This window comes from Methylobacterium sp. WL7 (assembly GCF_008040085.1).
Classification (GTDB): Bacteria; Pseudomonadota; Alphaproteobacteria; order Rhizobiales; family Beijerinckiaceae; genus Methylobacterium; species Methylobacterium mesophilicum.
In genome coordinates, this window is record NZ_VRVG01000124.1 from 1 (window position 1) to 16,844 (window position 16,844).

The window sequence follows — 16,844 nt, forward strand, 5'->3', positions numbered from 1 at the left end:
AGGTTCAGGGCAACAACATCCGGGCGATGCAGGAGCTGTTCGAGACCTTCTGGCCGTCGTCGGGACAACCCGCGGGTCCGGCCCCGCCGAAGCCCGAGCCCACCCCGCCCAAGCCCCGGCGCGGCCGCGGCCCCGAGGGTGGGGCCGGTTGACGCACGGTCGGCGATACGGCGCCGGTTGACCCGGTTCGGCCGGGACGCATCTCCCGCGGCGAAGGAGATGCCCCGATGACCGACCACCTGACCGCCTGGGACGCCCGCGCAGAGACCGTCGCCGCCAACGGCGTCGCCAAGCGCACGATCCCGGGTGCCGGGGCGAGCCTCGTGCGGGTCGTGGTGCCCGCGGGCGTCTCGGCGGGGCGCCACAGCCACGATCACGAGCAGTTCGTGCAGGTGATCTCCGGCTCCGGATTCCTCGAGACCGAGCAGGGCCGCACGCCGTTCGCCGCCGGCAGCGTGTTCCATTTCCCCGCCGGGACGTGGCATGCCGCCGCGTTCGAGACCGAGACCGTGCTGGTGGAGACGAATCTTTCGGCGCAGGGCTGAGAGGAATACGTTTCGGGAATTCCATCCAAGGCACGGCCGGTCAGGCGACGCGCTCGAGAACAGGTCTCCGTCAGGGCACGGTTCTGTTCTGGATCATCCTGCTCCCCCGTTAAGCCGCTTCTCCAGATCCTCGGCGGCGGGCACCGTGTCGCGCGCGTATTGGACCGCCTGATCGGCGGTCAGCAATCGGCCCTCCTGCGGATAGAAGGCGAGCCCTCCGACCAGCTTCACGCAGGCCGCGATCGCAATCAGGGCACCGATCGATTCTGAGATGGCACCGAAGCTGAAGGCATACACGCAAGCCCAAGAGCCGCCGAAATCAGTCTCGGCATAGGTTTCGGTCAGATCCGACAACGGGATGACTGAGCATTCGAAGCCCGTCTCCCGACCTTTCCGCATCGCCGGCAGATGTCCCGACGAAGCAGGGGGGATCTTTTCTGAGCCCAGCCGCAGATCAAAGCCAAGCGCGTCTATGGCAGCCTGCCACTCCGATCTGCTGGTGAGCGGTCGCGGGCATAGCGCATACGCGTCCATACTCATGCGTCACCAACTCCGATCCGAACAGCAACCCAGAAATGGCTTTTCACCGAAATACCCCTAAGCAGATGAATCTCGATAACCGGAATGCTTTCGTCGACGCCCGCACCCGTTCTCAATGCGCGAACGCGATTTGGCGATAGTCCTTCTTCACCGGTCTTGATGTCCCAGATTGCCCTGATTGGCGCGGCGCTGGTTCGACCATCCCGGAGAAGCACATCCGTGCGTATGCTTCCTGAAAAACCGTGCCGAACGACGTCACCGGCGACGAAACTCTGCTCGACACCGTCCCGGCCAATACCGGGAAGATCCAATTCACGCAGCCGCGCTGCCAGCTTCGCATGGATCTGAAGACCGTATAAAAACCCTTTCCAGGCTCCGTGCTCTCGACGACGTCCTTGAGAACATCGAGACGCGCATCCGTCTTCGCGTCGATCCGAGCATCGCCCGTTCGGTCCCTTCGAACGACGGTCAGCGAGCCGTTCCCTCCGCACCATCGGCCATTGCAGTCGCGCGGCTGATCGGGTCTGAATCCGGCTTTGATGTCTAGAAGGCGAAGGGCAATGAAAGCCGGACTGAGACGAAGTTCTGCGATGGCATACGCTAAGGTCGGATCCTGGTCATGACTTCGCATGGCGCTGCTGCCCATCACGTTCGTTCTTGTTTTATTCCATGATTTTTTTCCTGATGTCAAGCGATTCTGGGCACTTCTAGGACCACGCGCCCACTGCGGGCCGACAGCGCCAAACATCCCACCTGCGCGAAGCATCTCACCTGCGGCAAATTATTCTTTGCGCCGATCCAAAATGCCTGTGCTTGGCGGCACGGGCCGGCCCGTGTAGGAATCCCGCACGAATGCCCGCCCGTGCACGCCGACGAAAGGCCGGGCACCGCCCCTTCCAGAACAGAGGCAGACCATGAGCGCCGGTACCGCCGCCGACAAGCACTTCTCGAACAGCTTCTTCGCGGCCCCGCTGACCGAGGCCGATCCCGAGATCGCCGATGCGGTGTCGAAGGAACTCGGACGCCAGCAGCACGAGATCGAGCTGATCGCCTCGGAGAACATCGTCTCCCGCGCCGTGCTGGAAGCGCAGGGCTCGGTGCTGACCAACAAGTACGCGGAAGGCTATCCGGGCCGGCGCTACTACGGCGGCTGCCAGTTCGTGGACATCGCCGAGAATCTCGCCATCGATCGCGCCAAGCGCCTGTTCGATTGCGGCTTCGCCAACGTGCAGCCGAATTCCGGCTCGCAGGCCAACCAGGGCGTGTTCCTGGCCCTGATGCAGCCCGGCGACACCTTCCTGGGCCTCGACCTCGCGGCCGGCGGCCACCTCACCCACGGCGCCCCGCCCAACGTCTCGGGCAAGTGGTTCAAGCCGGTCTCCTACACGGTGCGCCGCGATGACCAGCGCATCGACATGGAGCAGGTCGCCGCCCTCGCCGAGGAGCACAAGCCGAAGGTGATCATCGCCGGCGGCTCGGGCTACCCGCGCCACTGGGACTTCGCCAAGTTCCGCGAGATCGCCGATTCCGTCGGCGCCTACTTCATGGTCGACGCGGCCCACTTCGCCGGCCTGATCGCGGCCGGCGTGCATCCGTCGCCGTTCCCGCACGCCCACGTGGTCACCACCACCACGCACAAGACGCTCCGCGGCCCCCGCGGCGGCATGATCCTCACGAACGACGAGGCGCTCGCCAAGAAGTTCAACTCGGCGATCTTCCCCGGTCTCCAGGGCGGCCCGCTGATGCACGTCATCGCCGGCAAGGCGGTGGCCTTCGGTGAGGCGCTCCGGCCCGAGTTCAAGATCTACGCTCGCCAGGTGGTGGAGAACGCCAAGGCGCTCGCCGACACCCTGATGTCGGGGGGCTACGACATCACCTCGGGCGGCACCGACAACCACCTGATGCTGGTGGACCTGCAGCGGAAGGGCCTCACCGGCAAGGCCGCCGAGGCCGCCCTGTCGCGGGCCGACATCACCTGCAACAAGAACGGCGTGCCGTTCGACACCCAGAAGCCGACGATCACGTCGGGCATCCGGCTCGGCACCCCGGCCGGCACCTCGCGCGGCTTCGGCGTTGCCGAGTTCAAGCAGATCGGCGGCTTCATCGTCGAGGTGCTGGACGGCATGGTGGCCAAGGGCGAGGCCGGCGATCCGGAGGTCGAGGCCTCGGTGAAGAGCCGCGTCCACGCCCTGACCGACCGGTTCCCGATCTACGGCTGAGGCCGGTGCGCGGCGGCCTTCCGGCCCGTCCGCGTGTAGTCTAGGAAACGGCCGCGGACCCGACCGGTCCGCGGCCGTTTCCATGCGTCGAGTGCAGATCCCATGCGGTGTCCCTATTGCGGCGGCTCCGAGACGCAGGTGAAGGATTCGCGGCCCTCCGAGGACGGCGCCGCGATCCGGCGCCGCCGGGTCTGCCCGGATTGCGCCGGCCGCTTCACCACCTTCGAGCGGGTGCAGCTGCGCGAGGTCGTGGTGCTCAAGCGCTCGGGCAAGCGCGTGCCGTTCGACCGGGACAAGCTGCAGCGCTCGATCGACGTGGCCCTGCGCAAGCGCGCCGTCGAGCCCGACCGGATCGAGCGCCTGGTCAGCGGCATCACCCGGCAGCTCGAGAGCGCCGGCGAGCCCGAGGTGACCTCCGAGGCGATCGGCGAATTGGTGATGGCGGGGCTCAAAGGCCTCGACGACGTCGCCTACGTGCGCTTCGCCTCGGTCTACAAGAATTTTCGCGAGGCCAAGGATTTCGAGGACCTGCTCGGGACCCTGGGCGACGGCCTGCTCACCGTGGGGGCCGGGACGGGTTCCCCGCCGGAGGACCCTGAAGAGCCCGACGCCCCGCCCCGCCGCCGGGCCGCCCGGCCATGAGCGACGACGCGACCTTCATGCGCCTCGCCCTGGCGCTCGGCCGGCGCGGGCTCGGCACCACCTGGCCGAACCCGTCGGTGGGCGCCGTCGTGGTCGAGCCCGGCACCGGCCGGATCCTCGGCACCGGGGCGACCGCGCCCGGCGGCCGGCCGCATGGCGAGCCCCTGGCGCTCGCCGAGGCCGGCGCCGCCGCCCGGGGCGCGACCCTCTACGTCACCCTGGAGCCGTGCTCCCATCACGGCCGCACGCCGCCCTGCACCGACGCGATCCTGGCCGCCGGGATCGCCCGGGTGGTCAGCGCCGTCGAGGATCCGGACGCCCGGGTGGCCGGGCGCGGCCACGCGCGGCTGCGGGCCGCCGGCGTCGCGGTCGAGACCGGGCTGATGCGGGATCTGGCGGTCCGCGACCATATCGGCCACATCACCCGGGTCACCCGCGGCCGGCCCGCCGTGCACCTCAAGCTCGCCCGCACCCGCGACGGCTTCTGCGCGGGCGCCGGCCCGGAGCGCCTGCGGATCACCGGCCCGGTGGCCGACGGCGCGGTGCATCTCTGGCGGGCGCATGCCGACGCGATCCTGATCGGCATCGGCACCGCCCGGGCGGACGACCCGTCCCTGACGGTGCGGCTGCCGGGCCTCGGCGCCCGCTCGCCCCTGCGGATCGTGGTCGATTCGCATCTGATGCTCTCGCCCGCCAGCGTGCTGGCCCGGACCGCCCGGGACACCGCCACCCTGGTCCTCACCACCCGCTCGGCCCCCGCCCACGCCCGCCGGGCCCTGGAGGCGCTGGGCGTCGAGATCGCCATCCTGCCCGCGGATGTCACCGGCCGCGTCGAGCTGCCGACCGCGCTGGCGCATCTCGGGGAGCGCGGTTTGACGCGGCTGTGCAGCGAGGGCGGCCCGCGCCTTGCCGATGCCCTGGCGCGGGCCGATCTGATCGAGGCCTGCACGCTGGTCACGGGACCGGCCGAACTCGGCCCGGCGGGCGGCCTGAAGGCGCTCGGCCCGGATCTGACCGTCGCCTTGGCGAGCGACGCATTCAGGCTGGCCGAGCGGCTGCGGCTCGGCCCCGACGAGGCCGCCACCTACGAGAGGATGTCGTAATCCATGTTCACCGGTCTCGTCAGCGACGTCGGCACCATCGTCTCGATCGCGGGCGAAGGCGACCTGCGGCGGATCGCGATCCGCGCCTCCTACGACCCGGCCACCATCGCGCTCGGCGCCTCGATCGCGTGCTCGGGCCCGTGCCTGACCGCGGTCTCGGTGGAGCCGGCCGACGGCGGCTGCGTCTTCGCGGTGGACGCGGCCGCCGAGACCCTGGCCCGCACCACGGTCGGCCGCTGGACGGCGGGCGCGCGCATCAACCTGGAACGGTCCCTGAAGATCGGCGACGAACTCGGCGGCCACCTGGTTACCGGCCATGTCGACGGCGTCGCCGAGATCCTGGAGCGGGAGAGCGTCACGGCCGGCGCCTGGGGGCCGAGCGACCGCTTCACCCTGCGCGCCCCGGCGGGCCTCGCGCGCTTCATCGCCGAGAAGGGCTCGGTCTGCCTCGACGGCACCTCGCTCACGGTGAACAGCGTGGACGGCGACGTCTTCTCGGTGCTGCTGATCCCCCACACCCTCCAGGTCACCACCTGGGGTGCGCGGCGCACCGGCGACGGGCTGAACCTGGAGGTCGATCTGATCGCCCGCTACGCGGCCCGGCTCACGGAGGCGCGGCCGGGCGCCTAACTGCGTTCGGGCGGGATCGCGTAGGTGCCGGTGGCGTGGCAGACGAGGGCGTCGCCGCCTGGCGCGGTAATCCCGACCTCGCCCACCGCCAGCCGCCGCCCGAGCTTGAGCAGGCGGCATTCGGCCACCAGGTCCCCCGGGGCGGGCTTGCGCAGGAAGTTGAAGGTCAGGCTCGTGGTCACCGCCAGCGCGACCGGGCCGATCTGGGCGAGGATCGCCGCGTAGAGCGCGTAATCAGCCAGCGCCATCATGGCCGGCCCCGACACCGTGCCCCCCGGCCGCAGGAAGCGCTCCTGCCCCTCCATCCGCATCCGCGCCGTGAGCGGCCCCACCGCCTCGAGATGGAAGGCCCGGCCGCCCGCCTGCATCTGCGGGAATTCCCGGTCGAGGAAATTTTTGGTCTCTTCGAGGGTGAGGATCGGGGCGCTCATGCCTGCTTGCAGCATGGCTTGGGGGGCTGGGGCAATCCAGTCAGGACGCTAAATCCACCTGACGTCGCGGCGAGCCCGATCTACTTCAGCGTGCCTGGTAAAACAGTTCAGAATGAACCGCCTTGTCATTCCGGGGCGCCGCAGGCGAGCCCGGAATCCAGATCCGCTGTCGGTGCAGGACCTTGGAACTGTCGGCGGTTATGGATCCCGGGTTCCGCTACGCGGCCCCGGGATGACAAAGTGGATGTTTAACCGGCAGTGCGAGCTGTAGGCCTTTGGACGATCACTCTTCAAGCCACCGTTGCTGTGCCGCCAAGAGGCATGCACGCGATGGCAGCGGGTCCCCTGGTCAAAAGAAGATCGGCCGCGCGCTGGCGCCGATCTCGCCCAGCACCGTGCCGGTGGCGGGCTCGACCTCCTTGAGCACAACGTCGTAGCCCCACAGGTCGGCGAGGTGCTGGAGCACCCTTTTGGCGTCGTCCTTCTGCAGGGTGATCTTGTTGATCGCCTTGTGGTGCAGGATCAGGCGGCGGTCGCCTTCGAGATCGACATCCACCACCTCGATATCCGGGTCGAGCCAGGCGACGTCGTACTGGCGGGCGAAGGAGCGGCGCATCTTGCGGTAGCCGCGCTCGTCGTGGATCGCCTCGACCCGCAATTCCGGCTCGTCGGGGTCGTCGACCACGTGGAACAGGCGCAGGTCGCGCATCAGCTTGGGCGACAGGAACTGCTGGATGAAGCTCTCGTCGCGGTAGTTCGCCCAGCAATCCCGCAGCACCGCCATGGGGTCGCCGGTGCCGGCGATGTCGGGGAACCACTCCCGGTCCTCCGCCGTGGGCTGCTCCACGATGCGGGCGATGTCCTGCATCATCGCGAAGCCGATCGCGTACGGGTTGTGGCCGCCATAGGAGCGGTCGTCGTAGTTCGGCTGCCGGATCACGTTGGTGTGCGATTGCAGGAATTCGAGGTAGGCGGCCTCGGTAATCAGCCCCTTCTCGGACAGGGAATTCATGATCCGGTAGTGGCTGTAGGTCGCGCAGCCCTCGTTCATCACCTTGGTCTGGCGCTGCGGGTAGAAGTACTGCGCCACCAGCCGGACGATGCGCAGGATCTCGCGCTGCCAGGGGCGCAGCCGCGGCGCGACCTTCTCCAGAAAGTAAAGAATATTCTCCTGCGGCAGTTCGAGCAGGGCCTTGCGCCGCTCGGCGGCCAGGTCCGGCCGCACCGCGCCGGTCTTCTGCGGCAGGGTCCGCCACAGGTCGTTGTAGATCTGCTCGCCGTGCTCGACCCGCTCGCGCTCGCGGCGCTGCTCGGAGGCGAGGTCCGGCCGCTTCTTGCGCGGGTAGCGGTGGACGCCCTGGCTCATCAGCGCGTGGGCGGCGTCGAGCACCTGCTCCACCGCCTGGTGGCCGTAGCGCTCCTCGCAGCGTGCGATGAAGCTTTTCGCAAAGTCCAGGTAATCCAGGATGCCTTCCGCGTCGGTCCACTGCCGGAACAGATAGTTGTTCTTGAAGAAATGGTTGTGGCCGAAGGCGGCGTGCGCGATCACCAGGGTCTGCATCGTCGCCGTGTTCTCCTCCATCACGTAGGAGATGCACGGGTCCGAGTTGATGACGATCTCGTAGGCGAGCCCCATCAGGCCGCGCCGGTAGCCGGCCTCGTGCTGGGCGAAGTGCTTGCCGAACGACCAGTGCTTGTAGAACAGCGGCATGCCGATCGACGCGTAGGCGTCGAGCATCTGCTCGGCCGTGATGATCTCGATCTGGTTCGGATACCAGGACAGCCCGAGTTCCGGCCCGGCGATGCCCTCGCAGGCGTCGTGGATGCGCCGGATCGTGTCGAAGTCCCAGTCGTTGCCGGTGAACAGGGGCTTTTGGCCGCCGGAGATTGTTTGGGGCGTCCGTGCCTTGACGAGCGTCATGCGGCCTCCCGATCAACCAAAGCGTGTCTTGTATACCCGCGGCACGGGTGCCCCCTCCCCCCTCTGCGGGGGAGGGTGGCCCCTGCGTCAGCAGGGGTCGGGAGAGGGGAGCGACGGTGAAGAACTAAGCTCCAGCCTACACGAGAGCTGCGCCCGCGCCTGAAACCGGGCTCCCCTCTCCCGACCCCCTTCGGGGGCCACCCTCCCCCGCAGAGGGGGGAGGGAGACGCGGCGCGGGCCATCCTCACGCCTCCGCCTCGGCCCGGGCGTCCTTGCGACCGAACAGCTCGCGGAAGACCGGGTAGATCTCCCGCCGGTGGTTGACCTTGCGCATCGCGATCGGGCCGCCCGCCTTGGCGATCGCCTCGTAGGTCCGCCACAGGGTGGTGCGGTGCTCCACGAAGCCGGCCCGGGGGCCGTTCTCGTCGCCGACCTCCAGGTAGGCGAAGTGCTGGCAGGCCGGCAGGATGTGGGCCCGCAGCAGCTCCGTCGAGGTCGGGCCGTCGGAGGAGACGTTGTCGCCGTCCGAGGCCTGGGCGGCGTAGATGTTCCAGTCGTTGGGGTCGTAGCGCTCGGCGATGACCCGCTTCATCTCCACCAGGGCCGACGACACCAGCGTGCCGCCGGTCTCCCGGGAGCCGAAGAAGGTCTCCTCGTCCACCTCGGTGGCCCGGTCGGTGTGGCGGATGAACACGATCTCCACGTGCCGGTAGCGGCGGGTCAGGAAGATGTGCAGCAGGATGTAGAACCGCTTGGCGAGGTCCTTCATGTGCTCGGTCATCGAGCCGGACACGTCCATCAGGCAGAACATCACCGCCTGCGCGATCGGCCGCGGATAGGGTTCGAACCGGCGGAAGCGCAGGTCGATCGGATCGACATACGGGATGCGCTTGGCGCGCTCGCGCAACTTCAGCAGCGCGCGTTCCAGGTCCGGCCGGCCCGGGTCCGAGTCGCGCAGCGCGGCGAGCTGGGCCTCCAGCGCCGCGACCTCCTCGGGCTTCGGGCGCTTGAGGGCGATCCGCCGCGACATCGAATTGCGCAGGGTGCGGGTCAGGGCGAGGTTGGCGGGCGAGCCGGTCACCGTGTAGCCGGCCCGGCGCAGCCCCTCGGTCTCGACCACCGCGAGCCGCCGCTTGGCCAGATCCGGAAGCTCCAGATCCTCCAGGAAGAGTTCCAGGAACTCTTCGCGGGTGAGCACGAAGCGGAACGCGTCCTCGCTGTTCTCGCCGCCGTCCCCGCCCTCGCCGGAGCCGCGGCCGCCACCGCCGCCCGGGGGCCGCTCGATCGTGTCGCCCTCCACGTAGGTCTTGTTGCCCGGCAGGATGTGGTCCTGCAGGCCGGTGCCGGGCTGGCGGGAGAACCGGGGCTCGCGCACGCCGTCGGCGGGCACGCTCACCCGGCCGTCCTTGCCGAGATCCTTGATGTCCTTCTCGCGGGCGGATTCGCGCACGGCGCGCTGGGCCACGTCCTTCACGCGGCGCAGGAAGCGCTGCCGGTTGGGGAGGCTCTTGCCCCCTGGATTCAGGCGTCGGTCGACGATGTGCATACGCTGCGAAAACCCTCGTCCGCGTGTTCCGGCCGGGTCGGGCCCCGTGTCGTACCATGCTGTTCAGGGAGGGATGGATCCCTCTTTCGCAGCAGGCCCGAGAGCCTCGCCGGCCGGTCGTCCGAAACTGTGGCGGCGGAGGGTCGAAACCGGGCCCGGTCGGAGTCGCCCCCGCCGGGCCCCTCGCCCCTCAGCCGGCCTGCTTCACCCGCATGTACCATTCCACCAGGCGGCGGACCTGCCGCTCGGTGTAGCCGCGCGCCACCATGCGCTCGACGAACTCGCCGTGCTTCTTCTCGGTGTCGCCGTCCTTCTTCGAGCCGAAGGAGATCACCGGCAGCAGCTCCTCCACCTGGGAGAACATCCGCCGCTCGATGACCTCGCGCAGCTTCTCGTAGCTGGTCCAGCTCGGGTTGCGGCCCCCGTGCTGGGCGCGCGAGCGCAGGGCGAACTTGACCACCTCGTTGCGGAAGTCCTTCGGGTTGGCGATCCCGGCGGGCTTTTCGATCTTGGTCAGTTCCTGGTTCAGCAATTCGCGGTTCAGCAACTGGCCGGTCTCGGCGTCCTTGAAGTCCTGATCCTCGATCCAGGCGTCGGCGTAGTCGATGTAGCGGTCGAACAGGTTCTGACCGTAATCGTGGTAGGATTCGAGGTAGGCCTTCTGGATCTCGTGGCCGATGAACTCCGCGTAGCGCGGGGCCAGCTCGGTCTTGATGAACTCCAGGTACTTCTTCTCGGTCTCGGGCGGCAGCTGCTCCCGGCGCAGCGACTGCTCCAGCACGTACATCAGGTGCACCGGGTCGGCCGAGACCTCGGTGGTGTCGTGGTTGAAGGTGGCGGCCAGCACCTTGAAGGCGAAGCGGGTCGAGATCCCGTCCATGCCCTCGTCGACGCCGGCGGTGTCCTTGTATTCCTGCATCGAGCGGGCGCGGGGATCGACCTCGCGGAGCGATTCGCCGTCGTAGACCCGCATCTTCGAGAACACGTTGGAATTGGCGTGCTCGCGCAGGCGCGACAGGACCGAGAACCGGGCCAGCATCTCCAGGGTGCCGGGGGCGCAGGCCGCGTCCGAGAGTTCCGAGCCGGAGATCAGCTTCTCGTAGATGTGCTGCTCCTCCGCGACCCGGAGGCAGTACGGGACCTTGATCACGTAGATGCGATCGATGAAGGCCTCGTTGTTCTTGTTGGTCTTGAAGGTCTGCCACTCGGATTCGTTCGAGTGCGCCAGGATGATGCCGGTGAACGGGATCGCGCCGATGTTCTCGGTGCCGACGTAGTTGCCCTCCTGCGTCGCGGTGAGCAGGGGGTGCAGCATCTTGATCGGCGCCTTGAACATCTCGACGAATTCGAGGACGCCCTGGTTCGCCCGGTTGAGGCCGCCCGAGTAGGAGTAGGCGTCGGGATCCGCCTGGGACAGGGTCTCCAGCCGGCGGATGTCGACCTTGCCGACCAGCGAGGAGATGTCCTGGTTGTTCTCGTCGCCCGGCTCGGTCTTGGCGATGGCGATCTGACGCAGCCGCGACGGCCGGACCTTGATCACCGTGAAGCGCGAGATGTCGCCGTTGAACTCGTCGAGGCGCTTGAGCGCCCAGGGGCTCATCAGCCCGGTGAGCCGCCGGCGCGGGACGCCGTAGCGCTTCTGGATCTCGTCGCCCATCGTCTCGGGATCGAACAGCCCGAGCGGGCTCTCGAACACCGGCGAGACCTCGTCCCCGGCCTTGAGCACGTAGACCGGGTGGACCTCCATCAGCGCCTTGAGGCGCTCGGCCAGCGACGACTTGCCGCCGCCGACGGGGCCCAGCAGGTAGAGGATCTGCTTGCGCTCCTCCAGCCCCTGCGCGGCGTGGCGGAAGAACGAGACGATCCGCTCGATCGTCTCCTCCATCCCGTAGAATTCGCGGAACGCCGGGTAGGTGCGGATCGTCCGGTTCATGAAGATCCGGCCGAGGCGCGAATCCTTGGCGGTGTCCACGAATTCCGGTTCACCGATCGCCGACAGGATGCGCTCGGCGGCCGAGGCATACATCAGCGGCTCGTCGCGGCAGGCCTCGAGATACTCGGAGAGCGTCATCTCCGTATCGCGGCGGGCCTCGTACCCTCGGGCGAAGCTCTGGAAAAGGTCGTTCGTCGCATGCATCGACATTCGATAACCCTCTCAGACCCTGACAGCTTCATCCTGTCTCGGCTCGGATGCAACCGACAGGCCCGCTTTTGTCGCAGCGCGGCGAACGCGCCGCGGGCCTGTCGATTGCTTGCAACACTCGTCTGGCCAAAACCCGGCCTCGACGTGCTCCAACGTTGATTTCGATCTCCTTCGAGCGAGCATTTTAGGATGAAAAACTATGCACGCGCCAGGGTTTCCTGCCTCTGCTTAGAGATCCGTGCCTTCTTTCTTGGCATCGTCGCCGGATTTTGATCCGGAGCCCCCCACAGTGATCTTGATGTTGTGAGTCTGGACTTGTCCGTCGGCGCCCTTGACCTCGAACGTCACCTCGTCGGCGCCGGTGAAGCCGCCGTTGGGCTGGTAGAACAAAGCCTGCACGGCCGCCTCCTTGTTGGGGCAGCGATAGCTCGCCGGGGTCTTCAGCTTGCCGACCTTGGTGATCACGGAACCGTTCTTGGGCGCGCCCGAGACCTTGAACTCCGGCATCGGGCCGGGGGTGCAGTCCTTCTTGAGGTTCGGGGCGATCTCGAGCCGCACGGTCTTGCCGGGCGCCACCGTCTTGGAGCGGGTCACGGTGGTCTGGGCGAAGGCCGGGACCTGCGCCGGCCCGGCGAGGATCAGGCCGCCTGCGAGCAGCGCGGCGAGCGGACGTAGGGCGGTCATGGCGGCGTCACTCCGGTGCCGATCCGGGGCCGGATGTCCGGTTCCCCTGCCATCGGTCGAGGAGTCATGTGGGGACGCCGAGCACGGCCGTCGAGGGTTTTTGCGCGCGATGCCCACCCCAGGCATCACGCGTCCGGCCGAATCTTTTCCGGAACCGGTCCTATTCCTGCAGCACCGCGGCGACGACGCCGGTGACCCGGGCGATCTGCGCGGCGTCGAACTCGCCGGCGAGGGCGGCGGCGAGCCTTGCCTCGACCCGGGCGCGCTCACCGGCATCGGCGAGCGGCACCGGCGGGATCTGGTCCTCGGGCAGGCGGCAGACCCGGCGGATCGTCTCGGCGGCGGCGAGCAGCTTCTCCCGGTCGGGCGGGCCCATCTCCCACAGGGGGTTGCGCAGGCGGCTGATCACCCGCTTGGCGTCCCGGTACTCCCGGTCGACGTTGGTGGCGGCCTCGATCTGGCTCACCAGGAACATCAGTTCGAGGACTTCGGAGGCGGCCTCCGGGCAGGTGCGGACGATCCGCATGATGCGGGCCATCAGTTCCTGGCTGGGAGACAGCTTGGGTTTTGGCACGGCCATGCGGGCAACAACGCGGTTTGGGGCCGGAAGGTCCGCCCCATCCGCAAGATGCATGCGCGGCATTCTCAACCGATGGGCGAGATACCGCGGGAACGCTACACGTCGCGGTCGTAGGGCCGGCGCAGGGCGTCGAGCAGCGCGCGGCAGGCCTGCAGGTCGTCGAGCACGTCCCGCAGGGCCGCCCGGTCGGGGGTGTCGGCGAGGTCCTGCATGGTGGCCTCGGGGGCGTCCTCGACCTCCTGGATTCGGGGCTCGGCCGCCCGGGCCTCGCCGCGGCCGACCGCCTGGACGAAGCGGATGCCGTTCTCCTTGAGCACCCGCTGCGCGCCCGCGATGGTGTAGCGCTGCACGTACAGGAGCTGCCGGATGCCGGCCACCAGCTCGACGTCCTGCGGCCGGTAGTAGCGCCGGCCGCCGGCCCGCTTCACCGGGCGGATCTGTCCGAATCGCGTCTCCCAGAACCGCAGGACGTGCTGGGGCACGTCGAGCTCCTCGGAGACCTCGCTGATGGTCCGGAAGGCGCCGGCGCTCTTCTCAGCCATCGGTTCGAGGGACATGGCGGCGGCTAGGGCTGGGGGCATGGCTGTCTGATGTGGCGCGGGGCGGCGTCGATCTTGCCGGCCCGCGGGGCCGGGCTCAAGCCTTACCGGGAGTTGAGGCGATAATGTTTGCCGCTCGCCGTCGCCCTCCCCCGCCGTGAGGGGAGGGAAAGGGCGTCAACCGTGTCGCAGGGGGCCTCCATCCAGCCGCTCAATCATCCTCGTCGTGCTTGTCCAGCCCGTTGAGCGCCTGGCCGTTGATCTTGGCCTTGAGGACGTTGGAGGGCTTGAACACCATCACCTGGCGGGGTTCGATCGCGACCTCGACGCCGGTCTTGGGGTTGCGGCCGACGCGCTTGCCCTTGCTGCGCACCACGAAGGAGCCGAACGAGGACAGCTTGACCGTCTCGCCCCCCGCCAGGCAGCCGCAGATCTCCGACAGCACGGTCTCGACCAGGGCGGCGGATTCGGTCCGCGACAGGCCCACCTGGTGGTAGACGGCCTCGCTCAAGTCGGCGCGCGTCACCGTCTTGCCTGCCATGCCGTGTCCCCTCGCCTGCTGTTCTCATCCGGCAGCCCACGGGCGCGACGAACTGCGCCGCACCGTGAGCTGCCGGTGTATCCCTATGATCCGGCACGCTAATCGGCGTCCGCCGCCCGGTCAACCGCGCGGGGCGGACGAATTGGCCCGGCGCCGTCCGGCGGATTGCGGCTGCCGGCGTCGGCGCCGGGCGAGGGCCACCTGAGGCCGTGCCGCGTCACCAGCGGATCAGCGCCGCCCCCCAGCTGAAGCCGCCCCCGATCGCCTCGATCATCACGAGGTCGCCGGGCTGGATGCGGCCGTCCCGCCGCGCCACGTCGAGGGCCAGGGGGATCGAGGCGGCCGAGGTGTTGCCGTGGCGGTCCACGGTCAGGACGATCTTCTCCCGGGCGATCCCGAGCTTGTCGGCCGAGGCCTCGATGATCCGGCGGTTGGCCTGGTGCGGCACGAACCAGTCGAGGTCGGCGGCCGTGACGCCGGCCTGCGCGAACGCGTCCGCGATCACGTCGGCGACCTGCCCGACCGCGAACCGGAACACCTCGCGGCCCTCCATGCGCAGGTGCCCGGTGGTCCCGGTGGAGCCCGGCCCGCCATCGACGTAGAGCTTGTCCCGGTGCCGCCCGTCCGAGCGCAGGCTGGCGCAGAGGACGCCGCGCTCGCCCGCATCGGCCCGCGCCTCCAGCACCACCGCCCCGGCGCCGTCGCCGAACAGCACGCAGGTGGTGCGGTCCTCCCAGTCGACGATGCGCGAGAACGTCTCCGCCCCGATCACCAGGGCCCGGCGGGCCGAGCCGGTGGTCAGGAACTTGTCGGCCGTGGAGACCGCGAACACGAAGCCGGCGCAGACCGCCTGCAGGTCGAAGGCCGCGCCCCGATGGATGCCGAGCGCCGCCTGGATCTCGGTGGCGGTGGCCGGGAAGGTGTGGTCCGGCGTCGAGGTCGCGCAGATCACGAGGTCGATGTCGTCGGCGGTGAGGCCGGCATCGTCGAGGGCGGCCTGTGCGGCCCGGGCGCCGAGCACCGCGGTGGTCTCGCTCGCGTCGGCGATGTGGCGCTGGCGGATGCCGGTGCGCTGGACGATCCATTCGTCCGAGGTGTCGACCCGCTCGGTCAGGGCGGCGTTGGTCACGACCTGCGCGGGCAGGCTCGACCCGGTCCCGACCACCACCGAGCGCGGCGCCTGCGGAGACTCTGTGCGGAGGGCTGACATCGCTTTCCTTCCCGGACGCCGCCGGCTTCACACTTCTCAGGTGTGTCGCCCCGAACGTCCGAATCCTATCCGTTTGAACACGCGGAGCCGAGATAGGGATCCGACCTCCGCGGTGAACGCGCGGACAGCGGGCTGGCCACCCGCGCGATCGCAGGTCGTCCAGGGCCGCCCCGGCCACGTTCGGTGATCGGAGGAGCGACATCGAGACTCCTGATCACCCTGTCATTCCGGCGCCGCGCAGAGGAACCCGGAATCCAGAGCCGCCGACAGATCAAGGTCTTGCAGGGTCGGCGGTTCTGGGTTCCGGGCTCGCCTGCGGCGCCCCGGAATGACGGGGAGAAGGTTCGAGCGTCGTGGGACACGCCACGGCCAAAGGCAAAAACATCACGCCGGCGCCAGAACCGCCGTCTGGTCGAGCATCTCGCGGATCGTGCGGATCATGTCGTGGCGGGCCATGTCGTGGGCCAGGTCGATCGCGGCGGCGAACCCTTGCGCGTTCTCCGAGCCGTGGCTCTTGATGACGATGCCCTCCAGGCCGAGGAACACGCCGCCGTTGGCACGGCTCGGGTTCATCTTGTCCTTCAGGGCCTTGAACGCCTGCCGGGCGAACAGCGCGCCGATCTTGGCCGAGAGCGTCCGGGTCATGGCCGAGCGCAGGTAGCTGCCGATCTGCTTGGCGGTGCCCTCGGCGGTCTTGAGCGCGATGTTTCCCGTGAAACCTTCCGTCACGACCACGTCGACGGTGCCGCGCCCGAGGTCCGTGCCCTCGACGAAGCCGTGATAGGTGAGCCGCGTGCTCTCCATCTCGCGCAGCAGCCGCGCGGCTTCCTTGACCGCCTCGTTGCCCTTCATCTCCTCGGTGCCGACGTTGAGCAGGCCCACGGTCGGCTTGTCGAGGTCGAACACGATGCGGGCCATGGCCGAGCCCATCACGGCCATCTCGACGAGGTGCTCGGCATCGGTGCCGATGGTGGCGCCGACATCGAGCACGACGCTCTCGCCGCGCACGGTGGGCCACAGGCACGCGATCGCCGGGCGCTCGATGCCCGACATGGTCTTGAGGCAGATCTTCGACATCGCCATCAGGGCGCCGGTGTTGCCGGCCGACACGCAGGCGTCGGCCTGCCCGTCCCGCACCGCCTGGATCGCCTGCCACATCGAGGACTTGCCCCGGCCCTGGCGCACCGCCTGGCTGGGCTTGTCGTCCATGGCCACGGCCACGGTGGTGTGGCGGATCTCGACGCAGTCCTTCAGCCGCGGTTCCTTGGCGACCAGCGGGGCGATCACCGCCTCGTCGCCGAACAGCAGGAAGGTCATGTCGGGATGGCGCTCGCGGGCCAGGGCGGCGCCGGGCACGACGGTCGAGGGCCCGTGGTCGCCGCCCATGGCGTCGAGCGAGATGCACACGCGTTGGGACATGTCTTTGCGGGTCGCGGTCTCGGCAGGGGGAACGGCGGCGGGACGGACGAGGGCCGCCCGCCGGGCGCGCCGGACCATAGCGATACAGGCCCGCCGGGCAAATGAAATCGGGCCGGACGGGTCAGGCAATTGTTTCGGGGCGGGCTGGGCT

The 16,844-nt window shown here is 68.8% G+C and carries 17 protein-coding genes; 5 read left to right on the top strand and 12 right to left on the bottom strand.

Annotated features, from left to right (window positions below; translation table 11 throughout):
* The first annotated feature begins 227 nt into the window (after nucleotides 1-227).
* The gene (locus tag FV233_RS23395; RefSeq protein ID WP_147856674.1) at nucleotides 228-545 is read left to right on the top strand and encodes a cupin domain-containing protein; all 318 of its coding nucleotides are present in this window, start codon (nucleotides 228-230) and stop codon (nucleotides 543-545) included.
* Nucleotides 546-638: 93 nt separating this feature from the next.
* Here the strand turns inward: FV233_RS23395 and FV233_RS23400 are convergent, their stop codons facing one another.
* Together FV233_RS23400 and FV233_RS23405 are read right to left on the bottom strand one after the other, a co-directional pair.
* Nucleotides 639-1,085 (bottom strand): hypothetical protein, encoded by a 447-nt coding sequence (locus FV233_RS23400; RefSeq protein ID WP_147898953.1) that lies wholly within the window; start codon nucleotides 1,083-1,085, stop codon nucleotides 639-641.
* Nucleotides 1,086-1,197: 112 nt separating this feature from the next.
* Nucleotides 1,198-1,731: a hypothetical protein gene (locus tag FV233_RS23405; protein WP_147898954.1), complete on the bottom strand. Its 534-nt coding sequence runs from the start codon at nucleotides 1,729-1,731 to the stop codon at nucleotides 1,198-1,200.
* 268 nt (nucleotides 1,732-1,999) lie between these two features.
* Here FV233_RS23405 and glyA point away from each other — a divergent pair, with 268 nt between their 5' ends.
* The 4 genes from glyA to FV233_RS23425 all read left to right on the top strand — a co-directional run bounded on the left by glyA (nucleotide 2,000) and on the right by FV233_RS23425 (nucleotide 5,679).
* The gene (gene glyA / locus FV233_RS23410; protein ID WP_147898955.1) at nucleotides 2,000-3,304 is read left to right on the top strand and encodes a serine hydroxymethyltransferase; all 1,305 of its coding nucleotides are present in this window, start codon (nucleotides 2,000-2,002) and stop codon (nucleotides 3,302-3,304) included.
* Between the two features lie 102 nt (nucleotides 3,305-3,406).
* Nucleotides 3,407-3,946, top strand: a complete 540-nt coding sequence (nrdR, locus tag FV233_RS23415) for a transcriptional regulator NrdR (protein ID WP_147898956.1) — start codon at nucleotides 3,407-3,409, stop codon at nucleotides 3,944-3,946.
* The gene (ribD, locus tag FV233_RS23420) at nucleotides 3,943-5,049 is read left to right on the top strand and encodes a bifunctional diaminohydroxyphosphoribosylaminopyrimidine deaminase/5-amino-6-(5-phosphoribosylamino)uracil reductase RibD (protein ID WP_147898957.1); all 1,107 of its coding nucleotides are present in this window, start codon (nucleotides 3,943-3,945) and stop codon (nucleotides 5,047-5,049) included. Before nrdR ends, ribD begins: the two co-directional genes overlap by 4 nt.
* A 3-nt stretch (nucleotides 5,050-5,052) precedes the next feature.
* Nucleotides 5,053-5,679 (top strand): riboflavin synthase, encoded by a 627-nt coding sequence (locus FV233_RS23425; RefSeq protein ID WP_147898958.1) that lies wholly within the window; start codon nucleotides 5,053-5,055, stop codon nucleotides 5,677-5,679.
* On the opposite strand, the gene FV233_RS23430 is transcribed toward FV233_RS23425, so the two are convergent.
* The 10 genes from FV233_RS23430 to plsX all read right to left on the bottom strand — a co-directional run bounded on the left by FV233_RS23430 (nucleotide 5,676) and on the right by plsX (nucleotide 16,693).
* Nucleotides 5,676-6,110 carry a PaaI family thioesterase gene (locus FV233_RS23430; protein WP_147854843.1) on the bottom strand — a complete coding sequence of 145 codons (435 nt, stop codon included), beginning with the start codon at nucleotides 6,108-6,110 and terminating at the stop codon, nucleotides 5,676-5,678. The two genes, FV233_RS23425 and FV233_RS23430, sit on opposite strands and share 4 nt — an antisense overlap.
* 349 nt (nucleotides 6,111-6,459) lie before the next feature.
* On the bottom strand, nucleotides 6,460-8,031 hold the full coding sequence (locus tag FV233_RS23435; RefSeq protein WP_147854844.1) for a SpoVR family protein: 1,572 nt from the start codon (nucleotides 8,029-8,031) through the stop codon (nucleotides 6,460-6,462).
* A gap of 244 nt (nucleotides 8,032-8,275) precedes the next feature.
* Nucleotides 8,276-9,577 carry a YeaH/YhbH family protein gene (locus FV233_RS23445; protein ID WP_147898959.1) on the bottom strand — a complete coding sequence of 434 codons (1,302 nt, stop codon included), beginning with the start codon at nucleotides 9,575-9,577 and terminating at the stop codon, nucleotides 8,276-8,278.
* A gap of 190 nt (nucleotides 9,578-9,767) precedes the next feature.
* Nucleotides 9,768-11,720 (bottom strand): PrkA family serine protein kinase, encoded by a 1,953-nt coding sequence (locus tag FV233_RS23450; RefSeq protein ID WP_147898960.1) that lies wholly within the window; start codon nucleotides 11,718-11,720, stop codon nucleotides 9,768-9,770.
* Between the two features lie 228 nt (nucleotides 11,721-11,948).
* The gene (locus tag FV233_RS23455) at nucleotides 11,949-12,404 is read right to left on the bottom strand and encodes a 4-aminobutyrate aminotransferase (protein WP_147898961.1); all 456 of its coding nucleotides are present in this window, start codon (nucleotides 12,402-12,404) and stop codon (nucleotides 11,949-11,951) included.
* A 160-nt stretch (nucleotides 12,405-12,564) separates the two neighbouring features.
* Nucleotides 12,565-12,984 (bottom strand): hypothetical protein, encoded by a 420-nt coding sequence (locus FV233_RS23460; RefSeq protein WP_147898962.1) that lies wholly within the window; start codon nucleotides 12,982-12,984, stop codon nucleotides 12,565-12,567.
* A gap of 95 nt (nucleotides 12,985-13,079) precedes the next feature.
* Nucleotides 13,080-13,565 (bottom strand): MerR family transcriptional regulator, encoded by a 486-nt coding sequence (locus tag FV233_RS23465; RefSeq protein WP_147898963.1) that lies wholly within the window; start codon nucleotides 13,563-13,565, stop codon nucleotides 13,080-13,082.
* 169 nt (nucleotides 13,566-13,734) lie between these two features.
* Entirely contained in the window at nucleotides 13,735-14,064 is a 330-nt protein-coding gene (locus tag FV233_RS23470) for an integration host factor subunit alpha (RefSeq protein ID WP_147898964.1), read from the bottom strand.
* Nucleotides 14,065-14,281: 217 nt separating this feature from the next.
* Nucleotides 14,282-15,274 (bottom strand): beta-ketoacyl-ACP synthase III, encoded by a 993-nt coding sequence (locus FV233_RS23475; protein ID WP_147898965.1) that lies wholly within the window; start codon nucleotides 15,272-15,274, stop codon nucleotides 14,282-14,284.
* Between the two features lie 384 nt (nucleotides 15,275-15,658).
* Nucleotides 15,659-16,693, bottom strand: coding sequence for a phosphate acyltransferase PlsX (gene plsX / locus FV233_RS23480; protein ID WP_147857119.1), 1,035 nt, complete (start codon nucleotides 16,691-16,693; stop codon nucleotides 15,659-15,661).
* Nucleotides 16,694-16,844 lie beyond the last annotated feature (151 nt).